We start from the raw sequence: 13767 nt of genomic DNA on the forward strand, positions 1-13767 counted from the left end.
CTATGTACCGTTTCAGTGTTTTTTTATGTTTAGTCTAAGATCGTTACTTTCACTTGTTTTCTTCCAAAATTAATCGCATCTTGTTTATTTGGAATAAATACATCAATTCGATTTCCCTTGATGGCACCACCAGTATCTCCGGCTATTGCTACTCCATAACCTTCTACATTCACTTTACTTCCAAGTGGGATGACACTTGGATCAACGGAAATGACTTTTGTATTTGGATTCTTTTTTAAGTCAATTCCAGTTGCTGTAATGCCAGAACACCCATTACAAGAAGCTGTATAGGCAGATGCTTCCATTATTATTACTTTTGATCCAGCCGAATCTTTTGTTTTAGATTCGCTTTCTTTTGCTGTTGAAGCGTCAGATTTTGTTACCGGTACACTTTCTTTTACTGCTGGTGCACTTTCTTTGGTTTTTGGTACACTCTCTTTTGTTGTTGGTGCACTTTGCTTTGTTATTGATGCACTTTCCTTTGTTGCTGGTACAATTTCCTTTGTTTTAGTAGCATCTTCTCTTGATGCCGATGCAATCTTTGGAGATTCTTGTACTGACTTCACTGTTGAAGTAGATTTAGAATTTATTGCATTTATATTTGTCATTTTTGATTGAGCTATATTTTTTACGCCTTCAAAAATTACTAGGTTTAATCCTGGTTGAATTAGATCCGTATGTATATTGTTCCATTCTTGAATTTGCGATACTGTTACATCATGATTTTGTGCAATATCCCATAATGTATCACCTTTTTTAACTTCATAATGTTTTTCTGGTGCAATGATTAGTTTATCCCCAGGATGAATTAAGTCTGAAGTAATCCCGTTTAACATTTTAGTATTTTCAACGGTGGCATTATTTGCACGTGATAGATCCCATAAGGTATCCTCTTTTTTCACTTCAACGGTAGCAGCTTGCACATTAGCACTTACAGATACTGAGAGTGCAGCAGCTGCTAAAATGGTTGTAACTTTAACTTTGTTAATCATTTCTTTTTCCCCTCCATGTTCCTTTATTTGCTAATTTTTACTAATCGTAACATAGATTTTTCTCAAAAAAGTAACAGGGAGATGATAAATCATTTCCTTTCATCGCATGTTTATTACAGGTGTTTAACTAAAATTACTGAACAAACAGCAAAAAAACGGGCTTTTTCTCAAACTCTTTTCAAAGTAAATAGCCCATATTACTCGGTATTTAGCCCTTCCTTTTATTCGTTACTGACTATTACAAAATCTGACGAAGGAAATTACATAGATTACAATAGATAAACAATTTCAACAATGTGATTTTTCTTTGAGGGCTCTGTTAGAGTAGATTGCTGATTTTCTTTTCAAGTAAATTGTTGTTTAGTTAAACATGAATATTAAATTAAAAACTAAAAGAGATAAATGAGATGCTTACTCATTTACCTCTTTTTTTAAAATATATGATACATACTTATTTTGATTTAATTGAATTAGCTGGTAATTTATCAAGCTCAAGATGATTTCTCAAACTATTTGTTATTGCATTTACGCTAGTTTGATCCGGCATATAATAGTAAATTCTGTTAATATAATCGTCTTTTCCTTCCAATTTTAATGTCGTGATGTTTTTAGGATTAGCTTCTTTCATGTCATTGAATAAGTATAAGCCTTCAGACAAGCTCATATTTGTTTTGACATTTTCACTAAATACACTTGCATATTTATCTATTTTAAATAATGTTTTCGGAGACTTTAATTTATCGATAATTGCCAGCATAGCTTGTTGTTGACGTTCTTCACGTCCAAAATCACCACGTGGATCACGCTTTCTCATTCGAGCATAGGCTAAAGCTTCTGTTCCATTTAGATGTTGATTTCCTTTTTTGAAGTAAACTTTATAACGTGGTTTAGTATCCGAATATTGCCAAAAATCAAATGGAACATCAACATCAATTCCACCAATCTCATCGACAATATTTTTAAAACCACCAAAATCTACAGTAACATAGTAGTCGATTGGGACATGTAAAAAGTTTTCTACTGTATTTACAGTTGATTGAAGACCACTGTTATATGCACCATTAATTTTAGATTTTCTTTTTTGATCTGGAATTTCCACGTATGTATCACGAGGAATACTCATTTTTTGTATTGTTTTATCTTTGGGATTAACAGTTACTAATATGATAGAATCAGTTCTACCACCTTTCCCCTTTGTTGCGTAGTTTTCAATTCCAAGAAATAAAATGGAAAAAGGTTGAGTATCTTTTATTTCTTGTTTACGCAAACTTGAGTGAAGAAGTTCACCCTGGGTAGCATTCTGTAATTTATAATATGTTCTTATTCCCTTATATCCAATAAATGCGATAAGAATTAGAACAATCAATAGCAATATTTTAAGAGGCTTTCTTTTTGTTTTTCTGATTTTATTACTCTGTTCTTTCATTTGTTTAGCAAGAGCTCCTTTTGAGATATTTGTATGAGGCATTAATTTGAATGATAATATTTATAGCATTGCTTATATGTAGAGAACTGACTAAGAGTTTTTCAGCATTTTTAGTATTTCAGGTAAAAAGATTATTTTATATCCATATTGTTAGCGGCATTAGGGGAATTTATTATATTTAATAGGTAACAAATTTTTTTGCTGGTATTGTTACTCGAACTTTATAGACTAATTCCCCTCGAAACAAGAAAAAGGACCTAAAATAGGTCCCCTGCACAAAATTAAACGCGATACTCATCCGCTCGCCAATTTTTAATATTTTGTTTAATCTCTTTCGAACTCAGTCCTTCATTTACCGCTTTTTCACTTAACGCTACAAATTCTTCATCACTTGCAAATCGTAATGCAATGATTTGCCCCATTGTTAATTGAGGATTTAAAGGTTTTCCAGTTAGTGTAAAATGGCGAAAATTTTCTTCCATTCGAATGACACGGTCTTGTACTTTGTTGGAATATAGTCTTGTTAGAAAAAACGATACAACTAATAAAAGCGAAGTAACTAAAATCAAGACTGCTAACCAAATATGATCACTATTCTTTATTGCGCTGCATAGGTTAACGATTGAACCAATGATTGTGATTAACGCTAATGGTGCTCCAAAAAAGTGGAAAACTGGATGATATCTAACGTGATGATCTAAGCTTTGCGGTTTCATATGTACATCTCTCCTCTAAAATTGTTTTATGTCCCTATTCTAACATTATTATTCTTACTACTTATTTATCATTAAAGAATTTTTATTTACAATAAAAAAATCTAATAAGTCAAAAAGACTTACTAGATATGAATTTATATTATATCCTTTTTTCAGACACAGCCTCGCTTATTACACTATACATATTTTCAACACCTTCATTAGAAGATTCAAAAGTATAAGCATTTTCTTCTAAAATTCCTAGGCTGCTGGCTTCTTTTGCTACATCTATATTTGCTCCCATGAATATAAATTCCCAATTATACTTTTCTTGTTGGTGATGGATAAGTTGTTTCACTTTATTATAGGTAAATTCAACACTCGCATTCTCTAACCCATCAGTAGTAATAACAAAAATCACTTTACCAGGTCTTTCCATCTCGTTACATAAAGACAATCTGTTGCCTACATTTAAAATGGTTTTACCTACTGCATCTAAAAGTGCTGTAGTTCCCCTTACAAAGTACTCTTTATCTGTTAATTTTACTTCACGTGCATCTTTCCCATCCCATAAGACTTCATACTGATCGTCAAAAAGAACTGTTGTTACATTCGTTTCTCCATCAAAACTACTTTGTTTTTTTATAAATGCGTTAAATCCACCGATCGTATCACTTTCAAGCCCAGCCATTGAACCACTTCTATCAATTAAAAATATAATTTCTGTTTTATTATTGTTCATTCTAAATCAGCCCCTTCATTCTTGATGTTATAATAATAACTAAATTAATTAGTAGATAGGTCGCCTTAAAAGAGACATTTTGGAATGGGGAATTTAAAATGCTTAACCAAGAATTTTTGATTGAATTACAACAATATGTAAAACGTCATTTAGATGAAGTAAAAATAGAAGAATTACATTTTAGTAAAAATGAAATTCTTGCTGCTGAGCCTTTAGAAAATCTAGAAATTGAAGCATTTATTAAAAATAAACTGAAACCAACATTTAGAGAGCTTTTATTTAACTTTATTGATCAAAAAAATGTCAGTGATCCATTAATTTATAAAAAGGCAGGAATTGATCGAAAACATTTTTCAAAAATCCGCTCCATTCCTAATTATCTTCCAAAGAAAAATACAATCATTGCTTTATCATTAGCACTTGAACTAGATAAAATTGAAACGAACGAACTCTTAAGTTCTGCTGGCTATACATTATCAGACAGTGATTTAAATGATTTAGTCATAAAATTTTTCTTAGAGAACAACGTTTATGATATTGATTTAGTCAACGAAGCATTGAACCACTTTAATTTAGATCCACTAATAAAATAAAGCAGCAAAATAAATAAAAAAACATCTTAAATCACCTTTTTCTGAAGTGATTAATAGATGTTTTTTATATTTTAGTAACTCACTTGATCTCTTCCATTATGCTTTGATTTGTATAATGCCTGATCAGCTTGTTTTACTAATTTTAAATAATCTTGTTCAGTTTCAGCAATCAATGATGCTACACCAATACTTAATGTAACTAGTTTTTTCTCTGATTGCTCATGTTCAATCTTTAACTTTTTTATATTTTTACATAATCGATTCCCTATTTTAAGTGCATCATTCAGATCAGATTTCGGTAATAAGATTGAGAATTCCTCTCCACCATACCGTGCAACAATACCTGATTCGCTTGTCGTCTCTAATTGCAAACTAGTTGCTACTTTTCTTAAGCATTCATCACCTTTTGGGTGACCATATAAATCGTTATATTTTTTAAAATGATCTACGTCAATCATTAATAATGTCATAGGTATTGATGATTCAAAGGATTTTGAACATCCATTTAAAAGTTGTTTTTCAAAGTATCTACGGTTATATAGTCCAGTTAGACTGTCAACATTTGCGATATTTTCCATTTTCTTTAATTTTACTTCTGTATTGCGTGTTTTATAGGCTATAAAGTAACTTAAGAATAATGCTGGAACAAACATTAGAATCCAAAACCCAATCGTTTGAAGTAATCTTCCTAATACAATGTCACCAATCGGTTTTAGCATCCATTTATCGATTAAGTAAAAACCGATACATCTATACAAAATAATAATTGTAGTCAAAATAAGTATTCTCTTTTTTTCATCCCATTTTTGATAATTCATATAGAATCCCAAAAATAAAACAATCAAAAGCAAAAGAGAATCAATTACATAAACATAATTCAATCCCTTAATAAAATAAAAAGCAATAATATCGAAGAAAAACATTGTCACTAAGGTGATATTCCCAAAAAAGATTGCTGCAATTTCCATTCCAAGAGCTCTAATTTGAATATTTGTTCCATGATCCGTGATAATCGGAAAATTTATTAATACAATCGTTAATAAACTCAATAGAATCCCGATAAAAAATTCTTGAAATTTCGATTTCCCTGCAAACTTTTGTCTTGCTTCCCCCCATAAGATGGAAGAGGTTAAATAAAAAAAACTAATGATGATTGTATGGGTTATGAAAATATTTTTTAAAAGCATAATCCCCTCCAGGAATTATCTTAAAATAAATATGATTATTTATAAATTATTAAAGAAACTGATCTATGGATTAAATTATCTTATACTTAACTTTTCCGTAATATTATTTTAACATACTTACTCAATCGTTTGTATACAATTTTTATACAATGTTCTTAATTAAAAAAGACGTCTATCTGTCTAACAATGACCTTAAGACGTCCTTTTTTAGTTCCATTCACGTTTTAATAGTTCTTCTATTCATTCGAAACATGATCTATTCAACAATTCCTGTATGAAGTATATCTAAATTAACCTTTACTTTAATTTTTGCACTCGAATACTGTTTCTCCCATTTTTTTTCATCAAATTCCCTGTAATGTGCTTCTAATTTTGAGCCGAAACCAATTGGATCAACATTATTTTTTTGAAGGAGTGAAATAAGCTCTTTTGCATCTTTTTCAATATCCCTTTCAATTGCTTTACTTATTTGTTTAATATGTTTAGGAAGTACTATTGGTTTATCACCAGTATATTCTTGAATTCTGGCATTCAACTTCATATGAATTGTAAACTCTGGTTTTCCTTTTTTGATTTTGATATCATATTTACTTTTAGATTTTATATTATCAATTGCTACATAATCTCCATCAATTTTGAACTGATGTAATCCTTGTTTATAATTTTCTTTCATCCCTTTAAAAATGAAAGCATATTTCCAAGGAATAATTGTTATAAGTTTATCTCTTTTGAAAGTTGCAAAGCCATTTAATTTAATCTTATCATCCACTATTTTTAACACAGGTAAATACGGATCCTGCCCTACTTCAAAATATTGATAGACAAACGTTGAGAAATCAGTATAGGGAAAAGGTCCAGTCTCTGAATTGTGTACAAGCATATCGTAAAGATATAAAGCTATGTTTTCATTTTTATACTGTGGTAATGAAAGTAAATCACTTGATTCACCATCAACAATAGCTAATTGTATGATATTCCCAACTGCCGGGTCCCGATTAAACGTATCAACAATTGGGAAAAAACCTTTTTTGGCTAAGTCTAGACTAAATGTAACAACACGCATCTGACCTGCCATTAACCGATACCTCATTTGACTATCTAATCTTTCCCTTACTTTCTTTATTGTTTCTCCACTTGCAGAAGACACTTTAAATTCAATCTGTCCAGTTGGTCGAAACACAGGGAAAACAACAGTCCCTTTCAGTTGTTCTGGTTTTGGAAGGTCGAAACCAGCTGCTTCAATAATATTTAGTTCATTAACATTCGCAGACGGTACAAGTGCACAGCCATTTAAAGTTAATGCAATACAAATAATAAAAAATAGAAGATATTTTTTCATTTTACTTTCCCAGACTTCATTATCATAAATAGGATTGAAAAAAGTGGTATATAAATATAAAAAATGTATAGAGAAATTCTACTTGTATAATCTGTAAATACATTAATTTGATATCGAGTTTCAAGTAATTGACAAACGATAAAACTAATTACACTAATCAATATTAATGTATACTTCTGCTTCCATTTAAAAATTAATTTTAAGCCTCTGCTTGAGCTCCATAATAATAGAGCTAAAATTGAAATAACCTTTATTAAAAAACTGGAAATTAGTATATATTCAAATCTTTCTAAAAATGGAAAATGAATTAATTTAGCTATATAGAGTCTCGCCCAGATTACATGTTCAATTTGTTTTTCACTTAATAGTAAAAAAGTTGTATAAGCCGATAAAGTGAAGATTAAAGTTGAAAAAGCGATTCCCCATTGAGCATACTTTTGAGAAGAATTTCCATTACGAATAAATGGAAAAACCATTAGTAATATTTCAAATCCCGCCATTGTATAGATTGATTTTTTTGCAGACAATAACAAATCTTTAAACGAATGATCAAGAATAGGTAAAATATTATCCATATGAATATATTTATGTGGCAAATGAAATAGCAAAGCCCAAAGCAATGCCGTAAAGATTCCAGATAGAAATGCAATCCCAACTACTACACGAAACCCACCTGATACAATATAGTAGCATAATAATAAAATGATACTCGATAATAGCCACGTTGATATAGACGGAAACATCCAAACTTGAACGATTTCAATATATAATCTTAAAACAGATATTGCTAAAATTAGATAATAGATTAGAATAACTAAACTTAAGATTGATCCAATAATATTGCCAAAAAATTGCTTATGCGCATCAATAATATCTCCTTGTGCCTTTGTTAACATTTTATACATAAACCATACAACTGCGTTAACAAAGAACCCAGCAATTATTACACTGATCCATGCATCATAACCAGCATCTTGTGCGATGAGTCGTTGAAACCCTAAAACACCTACGCCTATTTGTGAGCTTGTAATAATAAAAAATAGGAGATACGGTGAAACTTGTTGTCTTCTATACGATGCCATTAATAAACCTCTCCTTTTTTATTCATCAAAATCACTCGGTGGACCAGGTCTTTTTATATCATTTGTTGATCGAAAAAGTGTAGCTGGTCTTAAATTCGTAGGTCTTTTTTTCTGCTTTGCAAATGGTAATCTGATCCACAAATCATTAAATGCCGTTTTCCTAAACGGATACGATCCAATATAGGGTCTTCCTAAAGAGGTTAATCGAAGCAAATGCGTCATTAAATAGATAAAGCCTATAAAAATCCCTAAAAGCCCAATTAGCTGAGCCATTATGATGACTGGAAACTTTATAAATCGAATTGTATTGTTAAATTTATAGATTGCAGATGTGTAGGATGCAAGTGTACCAAGTCCTACTAAGATTAAGAGAATATTACTCGTAAGCTTAGCTTCTACAACAGCTTGCCCAATTACAATACCACCAACAATACCAAGCGTTTGTCCAATTTTTGATGGTAATCGTAGTCCAGCTTCCTTTACTAACTCGATCGTAAGTTCTAAAAATAACACCTCAAAAATTGGAGGAAATGGTACAGATGCTCTAGATATGACTAATGATTCAAGTAAGCGAGGTGGAATTAGCTCATAATGATAAGTCAAAACTGCAACATAAAAAGGTGTTATAAATATCGAAAGTGCAAAACCGAATATTCTTAGTAAACGGAAAAATGTAGCAAGTTCCCAATTGACATAATAGTCTTCCATCGCGATAAAAGTCTCATCTATTAAAGCAGGAGTCAAAAGAACATTTGGAGAACCGTCAACAACAATGGCGATTTTCCCTTCAGTTAAACCTCCGATTGTACGATCAAGCCTTTCAGTTGGAATCGATTGTGGAAAAATAGAATGCGTGTTATCACCAATCATAGACGAAATAAATGAACTGTCCGGAATATGATCATATTGGATATCTTTTATCCTCTGTGTAACTGTATTAACATTTTCATCATCAGCAATTCCACTTATATAGATAACAGCAACATTCGTCTTTGATAGCTTCCCAACTACCAATTCCTCGACATAAAGATCAGAAATTGGTAATTTATTTCGAATTAAATTGATGTTTACATCCAAATCTTCTACAAATCCAACCTGCGGACCTAAAGTAGTAGCTTCCATTATAGGAGGACCAATCGTTCTGGAAACATTATTCGATATATTAACAAGTAAACAATCAGTTATATTCTCACCATACTGAATTACCATATAACCTTTTAGCAATTTACTTTTGATTTTAGAACTATCTGAAGTAATCGTAAGTTGTTGAACTGGAAGTTGAGACATCAAATCTTCAAGAGTATAATTCTTTGACAAATATGGAAGTATTTGATCATGCATGATCTCAGACCTAATTAATGTTCGGTAAAAATAAATACTATAGTAACTATCATTCTGAAGATCACTTGAAGTTTTAAATTTAATAAAATCATTTGATTTCGATAATTCATCAATCCAATTTTCTTTTGAGGAATCTTTTTTCATACCATCTTTATAAGTTCTCATACCATTCCCCTAATTTGATTTTATTTTATGATTTGAAATGGGGTTGGAAATTATTCTAATTAATGGAAAAAAATACATCGTTTAACTAATTGAACATTTTTAAATTCAGATAATAATCGACCTACTAATACTAAAATACACCTATATTCCTTTATCAAAAATTGAATTATTTTTTTCTATAGCTTATCAATTGGATTTTTAATGTATACTATTAAGGATTAAATAAGAAGATCTTTTATGAATCAGTTAATACATTTATAGTAGGAGAATAAAATGGCAAAAGAGAAAACTTTAGAACAAATTGCATATGAAAAATTAAAAAGTTTGATCCTTTCAGGTGAGTATCAAACTGGTATGCATTTGAAGGAAACTGCACTTGTATCTGAACTACAAATGAGCAGAACACCGATTAGAAGAGCACTTGGAAGGCTTGTATCTGAAGGGTTGTTATCACATAATAACTTTCATGGAACGACTGTTACATATACTCATTTTACTTTACATGAAATTATAAATATGATTGAAATTCAATGGTGCTTTGCTGTATTTTGTGTAGAAAAATCCCAAAGGAAGCATACTCCATTTAATGTCAAACTACTTAGAGAAATGACTGCCTCTATGGAAAAAGCATACAACGGGGATGATGCCTACAATTATCACCGAGCGTTGACAGAGTTTTATAAAACATTTTTACTAAATTCTCAAAATAATTTAATCATCGAAATGCTTGATAATCTATGGAAGAGATTTACTGAAGAAGCATCGTCATCGAATGTATTTAACGTAAGAAAAAATAGAATTCCACATACATTAGATTTATATAATTCTCTTATTGATCGTGTGGAAAAATCTGAATTTGATAAAGCAACTGAAATCTTAACTCAACTGAAAGAAGAAGCATTTATGGATTTAATGTTCTAATATGAATGCAATAAAAACATCTAAAGCTTTTAAGGCTTTAGATGTTTTTTTATTGATTATCGATAATTAACTAATAAAGTTATTTTTGTATACATTTTTTATACTCAAATCAATATAAATCTAACATACCTACTTCAGTATTCTTTAAACACCAGCCTACTTCATATATCATTTGATTCATTCAATTAGATATTTCCCTTTATTACCAAATAATTGAATCAACTATTTTTCTATACTATTTAGTCAATTTTATTGTATACTTTTTGTATAATATTAGTTCTATTGGTTTGTAAGTATAATGAGTGGATTGATAAAAAATTCCACTCTGTTTAGCTGGACATTAAAATAACACTAGAAAGTAGGATGGTGAAATACTTGCCAAATAATATAACACTAGAACAAAAAGCATATGAAGAAATCAAAAAATTTATCATACAAGGGAAATACTCTCCTGGAACATATATAACTGAAGCATCACTTGTAAAGGATTTGAATATGAGTAGAACCCCTATCCGAAGGGCGCTTGTCAAATTGGAATCAAGTGGTTTAGTTAAACATTTTAAAAACCAAGGCTCAATGGTGCAAAATATTCAAATTACATTGATGGATATCGTTAATTTTTTTGAATGTCGATTATTTTTAGGCATTGGAAGCATTGAAAAAGCTAAAAGGAAAATGCTTGATTTTCCAATTAATGAAATGTATGAATGTACTCAGTTATTGAAAAATGCGGTTGCTGATGATGATCATGATTTATATTACTTAGAAGCTAATCGTTATCATAATCTTATTTTACAAACGAGCCAAAATGATTTATTAATGGAAACAATCGGAGCTTTACAAAATAAATTTGAGATTATTGCAAGTAAATATTATTCCTATAGAAGAAGTTCTGTTGAAAATCATATTAAGCAGTATGAAGAATTAACTAAATTTTTTGAAGAAAAAGAGTATGACCAAGCATTGAAACTGTACAATGAAATCATGAAAGAAAAAATACAATCATTATTTTAGAAATAAAAAAACCTTATTCATAAATCAGAATAAGGCTTTTGTTTTTTTATTGATTTTAGTACTTAAAAAAGAACACTCTAACAACTTAAGCTGTTACATCTCGTTTTGAAAATACAACTATTGATAATCCTAGGAAAATAACAAAATAGACTAATAGCATAATTACTGAGAATGTCATTGTCATGCCTTCAACTGGTGGAGTGCCATTAACGTACTGCATTAAGTTTGTATTGGCAAATAAGATAAACTTTGTCCAGTCAAAGAATCCCGACAAAATAACTGTTACTGTATTTCCGACTGTTAATAGTAAAATTGAGATCCCGATCGCAATTGTATTGTTCCTAAATACTGTTGACACCATAAACGCCATCGTAGCAAGCATAAATGTTTCGATAAAACTCATTACGTAAAGCTTTGCAGAATAGACAAGCCTACTTTGCTCTTCAACATGGCCATCGACATATGCTAAATATGAAGTATTCCCACTTCCTGCACCAAAAAGTACTAAACCAAGTAGATTCGAAACTAGAAATAATATAAATAACATAGCAAAACCAAATAGAATACTAGTTAAATACTTTGACATAATTATTTTTTTTCTAGAAAAAGGACGGATTAGTAATAGTTTAATCGTCCCCCAATTAAACTCACTCGCTACTATATTACCAGAAACTATAATCGTAAATAAACTTACTAATATAATTAAACTTGATGAAGTATCCATAAAAGTCCAAACATTCGTCTTCTCATCTGGTGATATATTATGGTCTATTCTATACTCATTAATTGCAATTGATCGTTCTAAAAACTGTCTTTGAGGGTCTTTATTACTTATACCTTTTAATTGTTTTTTATCTTCTGCTGTTTGTACTTGTAATGTTTGCTTCCAATTCTGATCTGCATTTTGCTCTTTTTTATGTTCATAATATTTTACAAAAGCACCAGTAGCACCAACAAGTAAAACAATAAGGGCAACCATTACAATAGTACCTGGTCTTTTAATAATCTTTATCCATTCATTTTGAATCAATTTTAACATATTCTAAGTTCCTTTCTTTTGGAAATTCTAAAGCATCAACAAACTAATGAGACTACTAAAGAGATGTTAAACATTCGTAATTTCTAAGAAACGATCTTCCAATGTTTTTGCATTTGCTTTAAATCCATATACGCGAATGCGATTTTCGACTAATAACTCAATTACATTCGGTACATCTTCTCTCGTTAATTCAATATGTATTTCTCCATCAACTAAATGCGCATTATGTTTAGATAATACTTTAAGTGCAGTTTCATTATTATTCACTTCAATTGAATACGTTTGAACATCTTCAGTTGTAAGCTCTGTTACTGTTTGTACATCTACAAGCTTACCTTGTTGAATAATACCAATTCGATCACACATCATTTCCATTTCTGCTAATAAGTGACTCGATACAATAATGGCCATGCCTTTTTTCTTCGTAAGAAGCTGCAAGTGATCTCTCATTTCTCGGATACCCGCTGGATCAAGTCCATTCGTAGGTTCATCAAGAATTAAAACCTTCGGATCATGCAATAAGCATTGAGCTAAACCAAGACGCTGTCTCATACCAAGAGAATACGTTTTAACTTTTTGACGAATAGCTCCTGTTAAACCAACAAGCTCAACAACTTCATTAATTTTCTCTTTTGTTACATTCTTATCCATTCGAGCATATTGCAGTAAATTATCATAACCACTTAGAAATTTATACAATTCTGGATTCTCTACAATTGCCCCTACATTCTTAATTGCTTCTTCAAAGTTGGACTTAATACTATGACCATTAATGACAACGTCACCTTCAGAGATATTCATCAAACCAACCATCATTCTGATCGTCGTCGTCTTACCAGCTCCATTTGGACCTAAGAATCCAAAAACTTCGCCTTCAAAAATATCAAAGCTTAAATCAGAAACAATCTTCTTCCCTTTTATTTCCTTTGATAAGTTCTTAATTTGTACAATTGCCTTTTTCATTTCGTCCTCCTTATTTCCAATATTTTCTAAATTTCTAATAATATTTTAACAAAACTAATTGAAATGCAAAACGGTCTAAAGTCTGAGTTTGTTAATAAATGACAATTACTGTTACGTAAATATGAAAAATATTACATTTTTCGTTTATTTTGTAATCTTCCCTAGAATTCTTTTTATTTTTTTGCGTTCAAATCTTAGGTAGTTTTACATACTTAATTTTTACTATATTAGGAATTCATATAAGTTCATAAGTACCAAAATAAAAAAT

13 protein-coding genes are annotated in these 13767 nt (G+C 30.4%); 3 read left to right on the forward strand and 10 right to left on the reverse strand.

Annotated features, from left to right (window positions below; genetic code table 11):
* Positions 1 to 29: 29 nt before the first annotated feature.
* The 4 genes from COE53_RS12285 to COE53_RS12300 all read right to left on the reverse strand — a co-directional run bounded on the left by COE53_RS12285 (position 30) and on the right by COE53_RS12300 (position 3855).
* Positions 30 to 992 carry a 3D domain-containing protein gene (locus tag COE53_RS12285; protein ID WP_098948109.1) on the reverse strand — a complete coding sequence of 321 codons (963 nt, stop codon included), beginning with the start codon at positions 990 to 992 and terminating at the stop codon, positions 30 to 32.
* Positions 993 to 1443: 451 nt separating this feature from the next.
* Entirely contained in the window at positions 1444 to 2418 is a 975-nt protein-coding gene (locus COE53_RS12290) for an LCP family protein (protein WP_286162569.1), read from the reverse strand.
* 281 nt (positions 2419 to 2699) lie between these two features.
* Positions 2700 to 3134: a DUF6526 family protein gene (locus COE53_RS12295; RefSeq protein ID WP_091022422.1), complete on the reverse strand. Its 435-nt coding sequence runs from the start codon at positions 3132 to 3134 to the stop codon at positions 2700 to 2702.
* A 139-nt stretch (positions 3135 to 3273) separates the two neighbouring features.
* On the reverse strand, positions 3274 to 3855 hold the full coding sequence (locus COE53_RS12300; RefSeq protein WP_098948111.1) for a vWA domain-containing protein: 582 nt from the start codon (positions 3853 to 3855) through the stop codon (positions 3274 to 3276).
* 98 nt (positions 3856 to 3953) lie between these two features.
* On the opposite strand from COE53_RS12300, the gene COE53_RS12305 reads away from it, so the two are divergent.
* Positions 3954 to 4448: a hypothetical protein gene (locus COE53_RS12305; RefSeq protein ID WP_098948112.1), complete on the forward strand. Its 495-nt coding sequence runs from the start codon at positions 3954 to 3956 to the stop codon at positions 4446 to 4448.
* Positions 4449 to 4519: 71 nt separating this feature from the next.
* Here COE53_RS12305 and COE53_RS12310 read toward each other — a convergent pair whose 3' ends face one another.
* The 4 genes from COE53_RS12310 to COE53_RS12325 form a co-directional block, all read right to left on the reverse strand.
* Entirely contained in the window at positions 4520 to 5635 is a 1116-nt protein-coding gene (locus tag COE53_RS12310) for a GGDEF domain-containing protein (protein ID WP_098948113.1), read from the reverse strand.
* Between the two features lie 256 nt (positions 5636 to 5891).
* Positions 5892 to 6974, reverse strand: coding sequence for a Ger(x)C family spore germination protein (locus COE53_RS12315; RefSeq protein WP_069034239.1), 1083 nt, complete (start codon positions 6972 to 6974; stop codon positions 5892 to 5894).
* Positions 6971 to 8056 (reverse strand): GerAB/ArcD/ProY family transporter, encoded by a 1086-nt coding sequence (locus tag COE53_RS12320; RefSeq protein ID WP_098948114.1) that lies wholly within the window; start codon positions 8054 to 8056, stop codon positions 6971 to 6973. The genes COE53_RS12315 and COE53_RS12320 overlap by 4 nt, the downstream gene beginning before the upstream one ends.
* 18 nt (positions 8057 to 8074) lie before the next feature.
* Positions 8075 to 9562 carry a spore germination protein gene (locus COE53_RS12325; protein WP_098948115.1) on the reverse strand — a complete coding sequence of 496 codons (1488 nt, stop codon included), beginning with the start codon at positions 9560 to 9562 and terminating at the stop codon, positions 8075 to 8077.
* Positions 9563 to 9835: 273 nt separating this feature from the next.
* Here COE53_RS12325 and COE53_RS12330 point away from each other — a divergent pair, with 273 nt between their 5' ends.
* The gene (locus tag COE53_RS12330; RefSeq protein WP_069034241.1) at positions 9836 to 10483 is read left to right on the forward strand and encodes a GntR family transcriptional regulator; all 648 of its coding nucleotides are present in this window, start codon (positions 9836 to 9838) and stop codon (positions 10481 to 10483) included.
* Between the two features lie 375 nt (positions 10484 to 10858).
* On the forward strand, positions 10859 to 11497 hold the full coding sequence (locus tag COE53_RS12335) for a GntR family transcriptional regulator (protein WP_180242415.1): 639 nt from the start codon (positions 10859 to 10861) through the stop codon (positions 11495 to 11497).
* Between the two features lie 85 nt (positions 11498 to 11582).
* On the opposite strand, the gene COE53_RS12340 is transcribed toward COE53_RS12335, so the two are convergent.
* Positions 11583 to 12536 carry an ABC transporter permease gene (locus tag COE53_RS12340; protein WP_069034243.1) on the reverse strand — a complete coding sequence of 318 codons (954 nt, stop codon included), beginning with the start codon at positions 12534 to 12536 and terminating at the stop codon, positions 11583 to 11585.
* Positions 12537 to 12602: 66 nt separating this feature from the next.
* Positions 12603 to 13499: an ABC transporter ATP-binding protein gene (locus tag COE53_RS12345; RefSeq protein WP_098948117.1), complete on the reverse strand. Its 897-nt coding sequence runs from the start codon at positions 13497 to 13499 to the stop codon at positions 12603 to 12605.
* Positions 13500 to 13767 lie beyond the last annotated feature (268 nt).

The sequence above is a fragment of the Bacillus sp. AFS029533 genome, from assembly GCF_002585125.1.
In the GTDB taxonomy this organism is placed as follows: Bacteria; Bacillota; Bacilli; order Bacillales; family Bacillaceae_G; genus Gottfriedia; species Gottfriedia luciferensis_B.